This window comes from Alistipes sp. An31A (assembly GCF_002159425.1).
Taxonomy (GTDB): Bacteria; Bacteroidota; Bacteroidia; order Bacteroidales; family Rikenellaceae; genus Alistipes; species Alistipes excrementigallinarum.
Window position 1 is genome coordinate 318,471 of the sequence record NZ_NFIO01000003.1, and the last position, 15,776, is coordinate 334,246.

Sequence of the window (15,776 nt, forward strand, 5' to 3'; positions counted from 1 at the left end):
CAACACCCCTCGGAGCGATGATACGCCAGGTTGAATTCACGCTGCGGCCGCGGCGGCGGGGCATGCACCTCGTCACCGACGAGATTGCCGCACAGCTCGGAGAGCTGCCCGAGACGGGGCTGCTGCACCTCTTTCTGCAGCACACCTCGGCGGCCCTGACGCTCAACGAGAATGCCGACCCCGACGTGCGGAGCGACCTCGACGCCGTGTTCGACCATCTGGTGCGCGAGCGCGAGCCCTACTACACCCATACGCTCGAGGGGGACGACGACATGCCGGCCCACGCCAAGTCGACGCTTGCGGGAGTGTCGCTCACGATTCCCGTCACGCGCCACCGGCTCAACCTCGGAACGTGGCAGGGCGTCTACCTCTGCGAATTCCGCAACGGGGCCCGCGGCCGCCACATCGTCGCAACGCTCATCGGCTGACCGGCCTCGGTTCCACACACGAAAAAGGGATGCAACCTGCGGGGTGCATCCCTTTTTTCATGCGCGGCGTTCATGCGCTGCCCGCCCAAACGGCGGCTGCCGGCCTACTTGCCGCCAAGCAGCAGCTGGTCGATGAGCCGGCGCAGCTCGGCACGCGGCATGGCGCCCTGCGCCAGCTGCGGCTTCCCGTCGCGGGGGATGAAGAGCAGCGTCGGAATGCTGCGCACGCCGAAGAGCGCCGCCAGCTCCTGCTGCTCGTCGACGTCGACCTTGTAGATGTCGACCCGGCCGGCATACTCCTCGCCGAGCTCCTCGATAATCGGGGCCAGCATCTTGCAGGGACCGCACCACGAGGCGTAGAAGTCAACCAGTGCGGGTTTGTCGCCCTCGAATTTCCAACTGCCGGGATTGCGTTCGAAATCGTAGATTTTCGTGCGGAAATCGTCCCCCGTCAAATGTGTTACTGCCATAGTTTTCCGTTCGTTTTGAGGATTGCCGGCCTGCGTTGCCGCAGCGGCCAGAAGCGAGCCGGCAACCATCGTGATTCGTATTAATGTTCCTAATTTCATAATTCGGGTTGTGTGCGAATTATAACGGTGTTCCGTTTCGTTTTATTGTGCGGCGGCCGAACGGGCGGCACCCCACAGGCAGAGGGTATGCAAAGAGCGTGCGAGGAGCAGCGCGACCGCCCACCGAAAGGCTCCGCATGCGCCCCCTTGCCGCCAACTCTGCCGACCCTTCGCCGGTAGCGCTCCAGTCCGGGACCTGAACCCGACCGGGCCCGAAACGGACCCGAACCTGAATCGACCCGGACCTGAACCCGACCAGCTACAACCCGACCGAACCCGAACCGGACAACAACGACGTGCTCCGGATGCCGCACTCCGCCGAAAAAGCGCTATCTTTGCCGGACCGGAGGCGTCGCACCGCCCAACGGGCGGCCGGCTCCGGCACAAGGACAACGACCGATGGAGGCTTTTCTGGATACACTCACACAACTGCTCGCCGACTGGGGCTACTGGGGGCTGCTGCTCTCAGCCTTCGTCGCCGGAAGCATCCTGCCCTTCAGCTCCGAAGCGGTGCTCATCATCCTCGTGCGGATGGGGCTCGACCCGCTCTGGTGTCTGGCCGCCGCGGCGGTGGGCAACACGCTGGGCGGCATGAGCTGCTACTGGATTGGTACGCTGGGGCGCAGCGAATGGATTGAGCGTCTGGGCGTGAGCGAAAAGCAGCTCGACAAGGCGCGCCGGATACTCGCGGGGCGCGGGGCGCTGATGGGCTTCTTCGGCTTCCTGCCCTACGTGGGCGAGGCGATTGCCATCGTGCTGGGACTCATGCATGCCAACCTCTGGCTCACGACCGGTTCGATGTTCGTGGGCAAGCTGCTGCGCTACGTCGTCATTCTGGCCTCGTTCCAGGGAGTCGCCTCCCTCTTCTGAGCGGCGGGCGGCAGTTCCTCGTCACATCCTCTTCACGCATTGAAGGAGGCAGGGTCAGTCCCTGCCTCCTTCAATCCATCCGATACCGGAGTGGGGGTCATGCGCCCCTCGCAGCCGAGGCTGCGCCGCGCGCGCTCCTCCCCTGCGGCCCGAACGTCAGAGCATCGTGCCGTCGGCTGCGATGCGGAGCTTCACCTCGCGGTCGCCGCGCTCGAGCTCCAGCTCGTAGTAGTCGCCCGTCGGAGCCTCGTAGTAGGCGATGTCGTCGAGCTCGTAGGAGGCGTACTCGGACTGCTGCCAGGCCTGAAGCACGGCGTCGGGGAGCTCGCTGCGGCGCACCTCGGTCTGGGTGTGGAGCCATGCGTTGGCGCTGTCGAAGACCACCTCGCGGGCCGTGCGGCCGTCGATGATGTCGACCTCGAGCATGCCGCGCTCACGCTCGGCCTCGAGGATGCGCGCCCCGGGATAACGCTGCTCGATGAAGGAGGTCACCTCGGCGGGAAGCTGCTGCGGCAGCAGGTTGTCGTTGTAATGGTCGCCGTCGTCGGCCACGGCATTGAGCAGCACGCCGTCCTCCGAGTAGTGGAGCTCCATCTCGGCCTCACGCTGCTCCACCTCGATGACGTAGAGCGTCTCGAGCCGGGTACGGGTCACCTTCTCCACCTCCTCGATGCGCCACGTTGCGTACTCGCTCGCCTCGAAGGAGGCCTTCACCGCCTCGGGAAGCGCCTGATAGGGAATATCGGTATCGGTCATGTGCCAGCCGCCGCTGTGGTCGAACCACGCCGAGTTGGCTACGCCGCTCTCGCGGAAGTCGGCCACCATGTAGCCGCTCCGGCCGCTCCAGCGTACGTCGGTCGCGTTGGGGTACATCGCGTGGAATGCCGTCTCTACCTGTGCCGGCACCTGCACCGCATCGTCTTTCTTGTCGCAGCCCACCAGCGCAACGGCCGAGGCAAGCGTCATCAAAATCCATCCAAGTTTCATAAGTGCAATCGTTTTTTGTTTTCGGTTGTTGATTTGTTGTTTGGTGTGTTACAGGGGTGGCATCAGTCGTCGATGCCGATAAGGCGGTAGTCGCGATCGAAGGTCAGGTCAAGACCTCCGTCGAGCTTCACCTCGCAGGTGCGGCGGTCGCGCTCAATCTGTATGATTTTCTGTCCGGGGTGGGACGAGGCCACGTAGTCGCGAATCGACGGGGGGATAATCCCGGCCGGGACCTCGGCGTACTTGCACGAGACCTCCCGCCACGAGCCGTCCCGCGCGAACTCCACCTTGCGGCCGTCGATGAAGACCACCTCGTAGGTGGTGTCCCACCACTCGGAGTCGACCTTCGCATAGGAGAGGCGCGTATCGGCGAAGTGGGCGGTGATGAATTGCCGCGCCGCGGCGGGGAGCTTCTCATAGGCAATGGGACGGTCGTCGCCCGCCAGAGCGGGGGTCGCTCCCGCGAGGAGGAGCACCAGAGCCAAAAGGGATGCCAGTTTTTTCATATCGTCGGAATCTGTTTTACGGAGTTTGTCACTGAATCACGATGCAAAGTTGGGAAGCAAACCTGAAATGAATTTGAAATTGCGAACAACCTGTCGTTTTTTTCGAAAAAAAAGTACAGAACGGCCAAAAAAATGCCCCGGCAACGGTTCATTCATCCGTTGCCGGGGCAAAGTTTCCGAAACAGGGGCCGCCGGCTACTGCGGGAAATCGACGGTAAAGGTGTGGCGCCCGCCGACGAAGGCGTAGGAGCAATGGAGCCCGTAGAGCCGGCAGACGGCATCGACAATCGAGAGGCCGAGCCCGGTCGAACCCTCCTTCTTCGTTCCCTGGTAGAAGCGTTCGAAGATGTGCTCGCCGTCGAGCGGTCCGCCCGTCGCCGTGTTGGCCACACGCAGGCTGCGGCGCGTGAGGGTAACCTCCACCTCGCCCCCCTCGCCGCCGTGGACGCAGGCGTTCTTGAGCAGGTTGTTCACCACGCTGGCCGCCAGCGAGGGGTTCATCCGGAAGTGCAGCGCACCCTCCTCGCGGAGCTCGATGCGGATGCGGCGCGCGGCATAGAGCTCGCCGAAATCGGCCGCCGCACGGCGCGCCAGAGCGTTGAAGTCGACCTGTTCGCACTCGGGGAACTGCCCGCCCTCGATTTTCGAGAGCAGCAGCAGCGAGCGGTTGAGCCGCACCAGATAGTCGAGCGTCTGCTGCACCTTGAAGATTTCGCCCATCTGCTCCTCGCTCAGCTCGGTCGTGTCGACCAGCATCTCGAGCCGGTTGCGGCAGACGGCCAGCGGCGTCTGCATCTCGTGCGAGGCGTTGCCGATGAACTGCTTCTGGCGGTCGAAGAGGTACTCGGCGCGCGCCGCATTGCGGATGGCCGCCTCGTTGAGCCGGCGGAACTCGGGAACACGCGTGTCGTTGTCCAGCGGTTCGTTGGCGCGGCCTACCGTATAGCTGTCGAGCCAACGCAACAGGGCGTACAGCGGGCGCAGAATCCGATGGAGCACCAGCACGTTGACCAGCAGAATGGTCAGCAGGAGCAGCAGGTAGAGCCACACCATGCACCAGAGAATCGTCTCCAGCAGGTCATCCTTCTCGAACGAGGGGGTGAGGACCGTCAGCTCGAAGAGCCGCCCGTCACGGTCCTCGAAGATGGTCCGCAGCACGCGGGCCGGCTCGCTCTCCTCCATCTCGGGGATGTAGATTTCCTCGTCGCTGTAGGCCACACTGGGGTGCGAGTCGGCATAGTCAGACGTCACCTCGCGCAGGTAGTAGCTGTTGTTGCTGCCCGAACTCGACGAGGGGAGCTCGCGGCCGGCAAGCGAACGCGTGATGAGCATCTCGGAGTAGAACTCCAGCGAATCGTCGACCTCGTCGTTGATTTCGTCGACCATCGCGAAGTAAAAGAGCGAGGCCCACGCCGCCAGCAGCAGCGTGAGCACCCACGAGATGTGGAGGATGATGCGGTTGATGAGCTTCATCGCGTGACGAGTTTATAGCCGAAGCCGTAGATGGACTTCAGTTCGATATCGGCCCCGGCGTCGGCCAGCTTGCGGCGCAGGTTCTTCATCTGGGCGTAGACGAAGTCGAAGTTGTCGCTCTGGTCGATGTGGTCGCCCCAGACCGCCTCGGCCAGCGTCGCCTTGTTGACCATGCGCCCCGGACGGCTCATGAAGTAGTGGAGGATGTCGTACTCCTTGCGCACCAGCTCCACCTCGCGGCCCGCCACCTCGACCCGCTGCCGGTCGGGGAAGAGGCGCACGTTGCCGGCGTCGAGGCTCTCCAGACCGTCGCGCTGGTGGCGGCGGATGACGCTCCGGATGCGGGCCGAGAGCTCGGCCAGGTGGAACGGCTTGGCCAGGTAGTCGTCGGCCCCGAGCTCGAGCCCCTCGACCTTGTCGTCGAGCGAATCGCGCGCCGAGATGATAATCACCCCCGCACTCTTGCGCAACTCCTTGAGCCGCTCGAGCAGCCGCAGGCCGCTGCCGCCCGGCAGCATGATGTCGAGCAGGATGCAGTCGTAGTCGTAGTCCTCCAGCTTGGCCAGCGCCGAGGCGTAGTCGGCAGCCTCCTCCACCACGTAACGCTCGCCGCGGAGCGTCCGCACCATAATCTCACGCAACGAGGGTTCATCCTCGACAATCAGCAGTTTCATCGTATTCCCAGTTTATTCTTCTGCAAAGATAGCGCTGAATTCCGAACGGGAACTGAAACGTCCCGCCGAAAACGACGCAGGAGCCCCGTTTCCGGAGCTCCTGCATTCAAATCGATTGGGTCGTGGCTCAGGCCTTCGAACCGTCGTAGGCCCACTTCACGTAGATGGCGCCCCAGGTGTATCCGCCGCCGAAGGCCGACAGGATGAGGTTGTCGCCCGGACGCAGCTCCTTCTCGTAGTCGTACAGACAGGTCGGAATCGTTGCGGCCGTGGTGTTGCCGTTGCGGTCGATGTTAATCATGCACTTGTCCTTGGTGATGCCCATGCGGCGCGCCGTGGCGTCGATGATGCGCAGGTTGGCCTGGTGAGGCACCAGGTAGCGGATGTCGTCGCCCGTCAGGTTGTAGCGCTCCATCATCTCAACCGAGACGTCGGCCATCTTCGAAACGGCAGCCTTGAAGACGGCGTGGCCGTCCCACGTAATCGTGTGCCAGTTGTTCTGCACCGTCTCAATCGAGGCCGGATAGCGCGAACCGCCCGCCTTCATGTAGAGCTGCAGCTCGCCCGAGCCGTCCGAGTGGAGAATCTCGTCGATGACGCCCAGCCCCTCCGTATTGGGCTCGAGCAGCACGGCACCCGCACCGTCACCGAAAATCGGGCAGGTCGAGCGGTCCGTATAGTCGACAATCGACGACATCTTGTCGGCGCCGACAACCACCACCTTCTTGCACGAGCCCGTCTCGATGAACTTGGCTCCGGTGGTCAGTGCGAAGAGGAAACCGCTGCACGCAGCCGACACGTCGTAGGCAAAGGCGTTCTTGCAGCCCGCCTGGTCGGCGATGAGGTTGCCCGTCGAGGGGAAGAACATGTCGGGGGTCACCGTGGCGCAAATCACCAGGTCGATGTCCATCGGGTCAACGCCGGTCTTGTCCAGCAGGTTGATGATGGCGCGCGCACCCATGTAGGAGGTGCCCACGCCCTCGCCCTTGAGGATGTGGCGCGTCTTGACGCCGATATGCGACATAATCCACTCGTCGGAGGTGTCGACCATCTTACTCAATTCTTCATTCGTCAGGATGTAATCCGGCAGGTACTGGCCGACACCCGTAATCGCAGCTGTTATCTTTGCCATCGATAATTTTCTTTAATGGTTAGTTGTTAAACGCACTCTTCAGCTTGCCCGTCAAATCCGCCTCGGCGCACCGTACGGTCGAGAGTATCATGTTCTTGATTGCCAACGGCGTCGAGCATCCGTGGCCGATGATGACCGGAGCGTTGACACCCAGCACGGGCGTGCCGCCCACCATCTCGTAGTTCATCGAGTTCCAGAAGGGGTTGTCCACACCCAGAGCCTTGTTGATTCGATAGAGCCCTTCGGCCATCTTCAGCACCGTATTGCCCACGAAACCGTCGCAGACAATCACGTCGGCAACCTTGCCCGTGAAGATGTACGAAGCCTCGATGTTGCCCACGAAGCGGAACTTGCCCGCCTCGCCCTCGGCCTTCATCAGCTCGTGGGTGGCCTTCGTCTGGGCGTTGCCCTTGGCCTCCTCCTCGCCGATGTTGAGCACCGCCACGCGCGGCGACTCGATGCCCAGCACGGCCTCGGCGTAAATCGAGCCAATGACGCCGTACTGCGCCAGCACTTCGGGTTTGCAGTCCACGTTGAGCCCCACGTCGAGCAGCAGCGTCGGACGGCCCGAGATGGTCGGAACGACCGACGAGATGGTCGGACGGATGACCCCTTCAATCGGCTTGACGGCATACATCGAGCCGACCATCATCGCGCCCGTGCTGCCTGCGCTGGCGAAGCCCTGAATCGCGCCCTTGGCCAGGTAGCCGAAGCCCACCGTGATGCTCGAATCGGTCTTCGTCTGGAAGGCCTTCGCCGGATGGTCGCCCATCTCGATAACCTCGGTGGTGGGTACGATGTCGAACTTCTCGGCCGGGCATCCCTCGGCCGCCAGGACGGCCAGAATCCGTTCGCGGTCGCCGAACAGCACGATGCGGCAATCCGCGCCGAGCTCTCCGAGGGCCATGACGGCTCCCTTGACCGCAGCCTCGGGGGCGAAATCGCCGCCCATGGCATCTACACCAATCTTTAACATAGTTCCCAAGATTTGGTTGAACTTCATTGTTTGCGGGAGCTCCCGACGCCCGGCGCCGCGTCTCCCCGAAGAATCCTCACAGGACGCAACGCGCACCACCGCGACCCGACTGCAAAAAACCGGTCCGCGACGGAGACACGCCCACCCCGTACCGTTCCGACGGGGCGTTTATCTTGCGAAAAAAGAGGGCATTGTCCGCAATGCACTCTTTTTCCGCCGCCTATTCAGCGGCCTTCTTCTCGATAGCCAGCTTTCCGCGATAGAAACCGCACTCGGGGCAAACCCGGTGGTAGAGCACGGCTGCACCGCAGTTCGAGCAGGTAACCACCGTAGGAACTACGGCCTTGTAGTGAGTTCTTCTCTTATCACGTCGCGTCGACGAGATTTTGTGTTTAGGATGTGCCATTTTACTGTATGAATTATAAGTTTAACGTATCCTTTTTCTTTTCTGCTTCTTTCACAGTTTCTTCTCTTCATCCCCGTCGGCCAGGGCCTCCTCGCACTCCTCCGCCTCGGATGTGAGCTCCTCGGCCAGAGCCTCCTCCTGCGCCTCCAACTCCTCGCGCTCCATGCGCTCCTTGAGCGAGGCCAGCTTGGCCCATTCGCCCTCGGGAGGCGCCTGCTGCTCGGCTTCGGCCTCCAGCGCGGCGAACTCCTCGCCCGAGACAATCCTGAAGCGGGCCATCATCTCGGGGTTGCACTTTCCTTCGGGATGCACCCGCTGGTAGGGCAGCGCAAGGACGATGCTCTCGTAGATGTACTGCGTAAGGTCCACCTCGCCCTCCGAGGGGGAGAGCCAGAGCACCTCGCCGTCGTACTCCTGCACCTCGTCCGAGAACTTCACGGCAAGGTGGCCGCGATAGTCGATTGGAATCTCGCAATCCTCCAGGCAACGGTCGCAGGCAACCACTACGCTTCCGGCAATGGCGATATCGAGGTCGAGCAGCTGCTCCAGGCGGGTCATCACGACCTCGACCCGGCAGTGTCCGTCCTTGATTTCGGAGTTTTCGTAGGCCGCAAAGAGCCCGCCGTCCACCTCGAAATGGAACGTGTATTGCCCCGGTTTCAACCCTTTGTAGGCAATCACGAACCTTTTCGTATCGTCCATTCGAACCTCCATCTGAGCGTATTTAGTGCGCAAAGTTACTAAAAATTCAGAGAATTGCAAAGATTTTGATGGAGTTTTGCATTGCGGGGCTGCCGACGCCGGGGGACGGATGCCGCCCGCAAAGGGGCGGCGGATGGAGCAAAACGGCCCGCCGTCCCTTTCCGGCAGCCTCGGCAGGGTTTCCGGTGGGACTCCGATAGAGCTCCGATGGGATTCCGGTGGGGCTCCGGTGGTCGGAGGGTGGAAGCAGGATGGGGCTTTGGCGCTCCCGGGCCGGAGTTTGGCGGGACAGCGGACGGCCGGAACGCTGGGACAGCGGACGGCCGGGAAGCCGGGAAGCCGGAACACCGGGCAAAAATCTTATGCGAGCAGGAATTTTTGCGTTTGCCTTTTCGTATCTTTGTTCCCGGAATAAGAACTGCAAGGATGGCAACGGAAAAAGGGTATCGAATCGAGGTGAGCAGCCCCTACGAGGAGTGGTGGCGCTACAACGTGGAACTCATGTGCGGCTGTTTCGGCCCGGCGGGCAACCGCATCGGATTCACGACGGCCGAGTCGCGCGTAGCCGACGTGGGGAGCAACCTCACGACGCCCCCCTCCGGCATAACGCCCGACCGCCGGGCGGTGCTCGAGGCCCCGGTCTGCGACCATCTGCTGCTCTACATCTACATCATCCCCCACACGCTGCCCGCAAGCAACGACATCGAGGCCACGAAGCCCTTTCCGCTCGACCTGCTCATCGAGTGCAACGGGAAGCGACTGCTGAAGGAGCGCCGCACCATCAATCAGTGGTCGGGAGCCTCCATCGAGCTGAAGGTCTCGGCCGCCGGAGTGGAGTAACCATACGGAGAGGGCATCGGCCCCTGCCGGGCTATAACGGGCCACGCCGGGTCTGTCGGTTCGGGGCTTTTGCGCCGCACGCTACCCTTCCGGGCAGAGCAAGCCCCCATTCGTCCGCTGCGCCCCGGCTAACCATTCCGTCCCGCCTCTCCACATTCAGCGCGGTGCCGTATCCAACGCATCCATCCCACCCATCCCAAAAACACCCTGCCCACACCTGCCGAAACGGACACAAAAAAGGAGACGCCGCATCGCAGCGACTCCGCTCACCATCGGCCCGAAAACTCGTCCGCACCGGCCGGAACGGGCACAAAAAAGGAGACGCCGCATCCGCCGCGCTCCACACATCCCATCCACAGCCAGGGAACTCCGCTCCTGCCAAACCCGTCTGCCCCCCTGCACCGGCACAAAAAAAGAAACCCGGCATCCGCCTCCCCTCTCCACCCACTCCCGCCAACGCCCTCCAACAACCTCCGAAGCCACCTATGCCCTTCCGCGCAGGCACAAAAAAAGGAGGCTCCGGTTCTCCGGAGCCTCCCGATTATCGAATCGGAGTTCGATTACTTGTTGTAGGCCTTCATGACCGAGATGAGGTCGAGCACCTTGTTCGAGTAACCCCACTCGTTGTCGTACCACGAAACGACCTTCACGAAGGTGTCGGTCAGAGCGATACCGGCAGCCTTGTCGAAAATCGAGGTGCGGGGGTCGCCCAGGAAGTCGGACGATACGACTGCATCCTCCGTGTAGCCCAGAACACCCTTCAGCTCGCCTTCCGAAGCCTCCTTCATGGCGGCGCAAATCTCCTCGTACTTGGCCGGCTTAGCCAGGTTGACCGTCAGGTCGACAACCGATACGTCGAGGGTCGGAACACGCATCGACATACCCGTCAGCTTGCCGTTCAGCGAAGGAATAACCTTACCTACGGCCTTGGCGGCACCCGTCGACGAGGGGATGATGTTGCCCGAAGCGGCACGACCGCCACGCCAGTCCTTCATCGAGGGACCGTCTACGGTCTTCTGCGTTGCCGTGGTCGAGTGAACGGTGGTCATAAGACCGTCCGTGATACCGAACTTATCGTTGAGCACCTTGGCGATGGGAGCCAGGCAGTTCGTGGTGCAGGAAGCGTTCGAAACAATCTTCTGGCCTGCGTACGTGTCGGTGTTCACACCGCATACGAACATCGGGGTAGCGTCCTTCGAGGGAGCCGACATTACGACGTACTTGGCACCGGCTGCAAGGTGAGCCTTGGCCTTCTCCTCGGTCAGGAACAGACCGGTCGACTCTACTACGTACTCGGCACCTACCTCGTTCCACTTCAGGTTTGCGGGGTCCTTCTCTGCGGTGACGCGGATGGCGTGGCCGTTGACAATCAGCAGGCTCTTCTCGACGTCAGCCTCGATGGTGCCCTTGAACTGGCCGTGCATCGTATCGTACTTGAGCATGTAAGCCAGGTAGTCTACCGGGCAGAGGTCGTTGATGCCGACAATCTCATACTTGTCGGTCTGCGTGCAGGCAGCACGGAAAACCATACGACCGATACGACCGAAGCCGTTGATACCAATCTTAATCTGAGACATAGTTTTTTGATTTATTGGTTAATAACTGAAAACATCCTTTATTTTCCGAGCGCAAAATTACACACTTTGGCAAAATTACGCAAATAAAAATCATTTTTTTTGGTCCCTCGGCCGGCGGCCGGTCGCCTGCGGGGAGCACCTCAACCGGCTATCGGCCGCACACGCGACCTCCGGCAGCCGGCAATCGGTCCCACAACCGCCCTCCGGCAACCGACAACCGGCTTCACTTGCACTCTCCGGCAGCCGGCTGTCACCCCGCAACGGCCGCTGCGGACCGTCCCGGCGGGGCCAGCGAGCGGACAGACGCCCGCGGGGAGCGCATCCACGCCTCAACGGGACGCACGCTCTCCCCCTCCCCGTTTCGCGGCCCGCCTCAGCGTGCCGCCTCCTTGGCCCGCTTGGCCATGGCCGAGGCGAAGACGAAGTCGTTGAGTTCGCGGTTGTCGGCCTGGAGAATCTCATCCTTGGTCCCCTCCCACCACTTGCGTCCTTCGTGGATGTATACAATTTTCTCGCCGATTTCCATCACCGAGTTCATGTCGTGCGTATTGATGATGGTGGTGATGTTGTATTCGCGCGTGATTTCGTGAATCAGGTTGTCGATGACAATCGAGGTCTGGGGGTCGAGGCCCGAGTTGGGCTCGTCGCAAAAGAGGTAGCGGGGGTTGAGCACGATGGCGCGGGCGATGGCCACGCGTTTGATCATGCCGCCCGAGAGCTCGGCCGGGTAGAGGCGGTTGGCATCCTCGAGCCGCACGCGCTGCAGGCAGAAGTTCACCCGCTCGAGCTTCTCGCGCTCGGACTGCTCGGTGAAGAGGTCGAGCGGCAGCTTGACGTTCTCCTCGACCGTCGAGGAGTCGAGCAGCGCCCCGCCCTGGAAAATCATGCCGATGTCCTTGCGGATGCGCTTGCGCTCGCGGAAGCCCAGCTGCGTGAAGTTCACGTCGTCGTACCACACGGAGCCCGAATCGACCTCGTGCAGCCCCACCAGGCTCTTGAGCAGCACGGTCTTGCCCGAGCCGCTGCGCCCGATGATGAGGTTGGTGCGGCCCGTCTCGAACTCGACCGTGATGTCGTCGAGCACCGTCCGGCCGTCGAACGTCTTGGTGATGTGGTCGGCGCGTATCATATCAGCAGAATCTGCGTAAGAATCAGGTTAAATATCATGATGACCACCGAGCTCACGACCACGGCGCGCGTCGAGGCGGCGCCCACCTCGAGCGAGTTGCCCTTGGCGTAGTAACCGTAGAAGGCCGAGACGGAGGTGATGATGTAGGCGAAGACGGCCGTCTTGATGAGCGAGTAGACAATCGAGTAGGGCTTGAAGTCGAGCAGCAGGCCCTCGATGTAGTCGTCGGGAATCATGATGCCCGTCGCCCAGGCAATCATCCATCCGCCCGCCACGCCGATACCGATGCTCAGAATCGTCAGGAAGGGGAAGAAGAGGACCGCCGCCACGATTTTGGGCAGGATGAGGTACGAGGCCGAGTTGACGCCCATGATTTCCAGCGCGTCAATCTGTTCGGTGATGCGCATCGTGCCGATTTCCGAAGCGATGCTCGACCCCACCTTGCCCGAGAGGATGAGCGCCACGACCGTCGACGAGAATTCGAGAATCATCGTCTCGCGCGTGGCATAGCCGATGAGCGACTGCGGAATGAAGGGCGAGTCGAGGTTGATGCACATCTGCAGCGTGATGACCGCGCCGATGAAGACCGAGATGATGGCCGTCAGACCGATGGAGTTCAACCCCAGCGCCTCCATTTCGTAGATGATGCGCCGGCGGTAGATGGCGGCCTTCTCCGGGCGGGAGAAGACCTTGCCCATCAGCTGGAAGTAGCGGCCTATATATTCGAAGAGCTGCAACAAGGGGCTATCGATTTTGAATGAATGAATCCGATGGCGCAAAGGTACGAAATTATCGGGCAAGTGCCCAACAAATCCGGCCGAAGATTTGCCTCGGGAGGCGCAATCGCCGCCGCACGGACCCAGCCGGCGGCTTCGCAACGGAGCGTTGCTCCAGTCCTCCGCCCCGCAGCAGGGCGGAGGTCAGCCCCGGCGCGCCGAAGCTTCGTACGCCGCCTACGCGACTGCCTATGCGCGCGGCCCCTTCGTCTCCTCGAACTCCACGTAGTCGCCCACGTCCTCGGAGACCCGCTTCTCGGGCGTTTCGCTCGTGCGGTAGACCTTCACCTCGCCCTCCTGCTGCCGGCTGCTCCCCTCGGTACGGGCTCCGCGCCCGCTGCCGTAACCGGCGCCGAAGCCGCCCGCACCGAACTGCTCCTCCATCTGACGCTGCACCCGGCGGATGCGCCATCTGAAGAGAAGCGACACCAGGAAGACAAGCACCAGAAAGCCCAGCACGAGGTAGAGCACAAAGAGGGCGATGCCCTTCAGAAGGGCGGGCGCCGTGAGTGCCAGCACCACGACAATGAGCGTGAAAATCGGGTTGCGCCGCACGAATTCGGCCAGCGCGTCTATGATTGCGGTCAGAAATCCCATCGTTTCGAAATATAAGTTCTTCAACCCTACAAAGGTAGGAAAATTATGCGTAATTCAATTAAATGTCGTAAATTTGGTGCCGGAAATCGGGCTGCGCCGCCCGCAGGCCGGCACCTCCGTACAAGCGGCCGTGCATCGGCTTCCTCAGGCGGCGGCCGCCGCCCCGCGGCCCGGACGCCCGAAACGACATCGCCGAAAACCCAAAAAACAACAGATACCCATGCTCAACAAACTCACTGCCATTTCGCCCATCGACGGCCGCTACCGTAATGTAACGGAAAAACTGGCCGATTATTTTTCGGAGCAGGCACTCATCCGGTACCGCATCCGCGTCGAGGTGGAGTACTTCATCGCGCTGTGCGAGCTTCCGCTGCCGCAGCTTGCGGAGATTGACCACACAAAGTTCGACGCGCTGCGCGCCCTCTACCGCGACTTCTCGCCGGCCGACGCCGAGCGCGTGAAGGAGATTGAGGCGGTCACCAACCACGACGTCAAGGCCGTCGAGTACATCCTCAAGGAGAAGATGGATGCGCTGGGTCTGGAGCGCTACAAGGAGTTCGTCCACTTCGGCCTCACCTCGCAGGACATCAACAATACGGCTATTCCCCTCTCGCTCAAGGAGGCGCTCGCCGGGGTCTACTACCCCGCCATCGAGGAGGTGCGCGACAAGCTCGCCGCCATGGCCCAGGAGTGGCACGCCGTGCCGATGCTGGCCCGCACCCACGGACAGCCCGCCTCGCCGACGACGCTGGGCAAGGAGTTCATGGTCTACGTCGAGCGGCTCGAGAAGCAGCTCGCCATGCTGCACGACATCGCCGTGCCGGCCAAGTTCGGCGGCGCGACGGGCAACTTCAACGCCCACCATGCGGCCTACCCCGACTACGACTGGGTCGCCTTCGCCAACCGCTTCGTGGGCGAGAAGCTCGGGCTGAGCCGCTCGCAGTACACCACCCAGATTGAGCACTACGACAACCTGGCGGCCATCTTCGACAATCTCAAGCGCATCGACACCATCCTGACGGACCTCTGCCGCGACATGTGGATGTATATCTCGGAGGAGTACTTCAAGCAGCAGATTAAGGCCGGCGAGGTGGGTTCGAGCGCCATGCCCCACAAGGTCAACCCCATCGACTTCGAGAACGCCGAGGGCAACTTCGGCATCGCCGGAGCCATCTACGCCCACCTCTCGGGCAAGCTCCCCGTCTCGCGTCTGCAGCGCGACCTGACCGACTCGACCGTGCTGCGCAACATCGGCGTGCCGATGGGCCACACCATCATCGCCCTGCGTTCGCTCATGAAGGGTCTCAACAAGGTCATCCTCAACCGCGAGGCGCTCGAGCGCGACCTGGAGAACAACTGGGCGGTCGTAGCCGAGGGCATCCAGACCATTCTGCGCCGCGAAGGCTACCCGAAGCCCTACGAGGCGCTCAAGGCCCTCACGCGCACCAACACCCACATCACGCGGGAGTCGATTGCCGCCTTCATCGACGCACTCGACGTGCGCGAGGAGGTCAAGCGCGAACTGCGTGCCCTCACACCGATGACCTACACGGGCGTATTCCATTAGCCCAGAGGCGCGGCCAGGAGCGGAGGGTTCCGCAATAGGCGCCGCAGACCGAATGATGAAGCGAAGAGCCGCCGACGGAACCGATTCCGCCGGCGGCTCTCTTTTGGCATGCGCTTTGCCCCTTACCGAAGCAACTGCGGAGCAGCAACCGCAGCGAGGTTTCTTCATTTATTTAAGTTTGGGTTAGTAGTTTTCAGAAGGGAAACCTTCGGGGACGGCAGGCAGTCGCGACGACTCCCTGCCGCCTTTTTTTATCGGGCGGCGGCTTGTCGGGCGGCGGCCCGCAGGAACCGGCCTCAACGGCGCATCGCCGCCGGACACGCGCCGGCTCCGGATACCCCCGCTCCGCCCGGAAACGGCAGCTGCCGGAAGACCGTCCCGAAAAAAGCACCCGGACACGAGGCCGGGAACACACCCGGCAAACCGGTCTGAAAAGCACAGCCGACAACACGGCCCCGGGAAAAGTCCTTCAGTCCATTGCTCCGCGGGGCGCATTCGTCGTCCACAAGGGCGCATTCGCACCCGCAGCCCCCTCCGCACCCGGAAAAGGCGGCGCACGCATCGGGT

The 15,776-nt window shown here is 62.2% G+C and carries 17 protein-coding genes; 4 read left to right on the forward strand and 13 right to left on the reverse strand.

Annotated elements, in window-relative coordinates; translation table 11 throughout:
- Nucleotides 1-17 precede the first annotated feature (17 nt).
- Nucleotides 18-428 (forward strand): secondary thiamine-phosphate synthase enzyme YjbQ, encoded by a 411-nt coding sequence (locus B5F90_RS04910; RefSeq protein WP_087361683.1) that lies wholly within the window; start codon nt 18-20, stop codon nt 426-428.
- Nucleotides 429-532: 104 nt separating this feature from the next.
- Here the strand turns inward: B5F90_RS04910 and trxA are convergent, their stop codons facing one another.
- A complete protein-coding gene (gene trxA / locus B5F90_RS04915) occupies nt 533-898 on the reverse strand; it encodes a thioredoxin (protein ID WP_343213193.1) in 366 nt (121 codons plus the stop codon).
- A 498-nt stretch (nt 899-1,396) separates the two neighbouring features.
- On the opposite strand from trxA, the gene B5F90_RS04920 reads away from it, so the two are divergent.
- A complete protein-coding gene (locus B5F90_RS04920) occupies nt 1,397-1,867 on the forward strand; it encodes a YqaA family protein (RefSeq protein ID WP_199792082.1) in 471 nt (156 codons plus the stop codon).
- A gap of 156 nt (nt 1,868-2,023) precedes the next feature.
- On the opposite strand, the gene B5F90_RS04925 is transcribed toward B5F90_RS04920, so the two are convergent.
- From B5F90_RS04925 to B5F90_RS04960, 8 genes are all read right to left on the reverse strand, one after another.
- Complete coding sequence (locus tag B5F90_RS04925) at nt 2,024-2,854, reverse strand: PepSY-like domain-containing protein (protein ID WP_239307743.1); 831 nt, start codon at nt 2,852-2,854, stop codon at nt 2,024-2,026.
- Nucleotides 2,855-2,916: 62 nt separating this feature from the next.
- Nucleotides 2,917-3,360, reverse strand: coding sequence for a PepSY-like domain-containing protein (locus B5F90_RS04930; RefSeq protein WP_087361686.1), 444 nt, complete (start codon nt 3,358-3,360; stop codon nt 2,917-2,919).
- 195 nt (nt 3,361-3,555) lie between these two features.
- The gene (locus tag B5F90_RS04935) at nt 3,556-4,833 is read right to left on the reverse strand and encodes a HAMP domain-containing sensor histidine kinase (protein ID WP_087361687.1); all 1,278 of its coding nucleotides are present in this window, start codon (nt 4,831-4,833) and stop codon (nt 3,556-3,558) included.
- Nucleotides 4,830-5,507, reverse strand: a complete 678-nt coding sequence (locus tag B5F90_RS04940) for a response regulator transcription factor (protein ID WP_087361688.1) — start codon at nt 5,505-5,507, stop codon at nt 4,830-4,832. Before B5F90_RS04940 ends, B5F90_RS04935 begins: the two co-directional genes overlap by 4 nt.
- A 127-nt stretch (nt 5,508-5,634) precedes the next feature.
- Nucleotides 5,635-6,639 (reverse strand): beta-ketoacyl-ACP synthase III, encoded by a 1,005-nt coding sequence (locus B5F90_RS04945; RefSeq protein ID WP_087361689.1) that lies wholly within the window; start codon nt 6,637-6,639, stop codon nt 5,635-5,637.
- Between the two features lie 19 nt (nt 6,640-6,658).
- Nucleotides 6,659-7,615 (reverse strand): phosphate acyltransferase, encoded by a 957-nt coding sequence (locus tag B5F90_RS04950; protein ID WP_087361690.1) that lies wholly within the window; start codon nt 7,613-7,615, stop codon nt 6,659-6,661.
- A 220-nt stretch (nt 7,616-7,835) separates the two neighbouring features.
- On the reverse strand, nt 7,836-8,021 hold the full coding sequence (gene rpmF, locus B5F90_RS04955; protein ID WP_019131261.1) for a 50S ribosomal protein L32: 186 nt from the start codon (nt 8,019-8,021) through the stop codon (nt 7,836-7,838).
- Nucleotides 8,022-8,072: 51 nt separating this feature from the next.
- Nucleotides 8,073-8,735: a DUF177 domain-containing protein gene (locus B5F90_RS04960; RefSeq protein WP_343213194.1), complete on the reverse strand. Its 663-nt coding sequence runs from the start codon at nt 8,733-8,735 to the stop codon at nt 8,073-8,075.
- Between the two features lie 414 nt (nt 8,736-9,149).
- Between B5F90_RS04960 and B5F90_RS04965 the strand changes: the two genes are divergently transcribed.
- A complete protein-coding gene (locus tag B5F90_RS04965; protein ID WP_087361692.1) occupies nt 9,150-9,563 on the forward strand; it encodes a hypothetical protein in 414 nt (137 codons plus the stop codon).
- 560 nt (nt 9,564-10,123) lie between these two features.
- On the opposite strand, the gene gap is transcribed toward B5F90_RS04965, so the two are convergent.
- From gap to B5F90_RS04985, 4 genes are all read right to left on the reverse strand, one after another.
- Nucleotides 10,124-11,140: a type I glyceraldehyde-3-phosphate dehydrogenase gene (gene gap / locus B5F90_RS04970; protein ID WP_087361693.1), complete on the reverse strand. Its 1,017-nt coding sequence runs from the start codon at nt 11,138-11,140 to the stop codon at nt 10,124-10,126.
- A 373-nt stretch (nt 11,141-11,513) separates the two neighbouring features.
- Entirely contained in the window at nt 11,514-12,269 is a 756-nt protein-coding gene (locus B5F90_RS04975; protein ID WP_087361694.1) for an ATP-binding cassette domain-containing protein, read from the reverse strand.
- On the reverse strand, nt 12,266-13,009 hold the full coding sequence (locus B5F90_RS04980; RefSeq protein WP_087361695.1) for an ABC transporter permease: 744 nt from the start codon (nt 13,007-13,009) through the stop codon (nt 12,266-12,268). The genes B5F90_RS04975 and B5F90_RS04980 overlap by 4 nt, the downstream gene beginning before the upstream one ends.
- Nucleotides 13,010-13,234: 225 nt before the next feature.
- Entirely contained in the window at nt 13,235-13,642 is a 408-nt protein-coding gene (locus tag B5F90_RS04985; RefSeq protein ID WP_087361724.1) for a DUF4834 family protein, read from the reverse strand.
- Between the two features lie 220 nt (nt 13,643-13,862).
- On the opposite strand from B5F90_RS04985, the gene purB reads away from it, so the two are divergent.
- Nucleotides 13,863-15,209: an adenylosuccinate lyase gene (purB, locus tag B5F90_RS04990; RefSeq protein WP_087361696.1), complete on the forward strand. Its 1,347-nt coding sequence runs from the start codon at nt 13,863-13,865 to the stop codon at nt 15,207-15,209.
- The last annotated feature ends 567 nt before the right edge of the window (nt 15,210-15,776 follow it).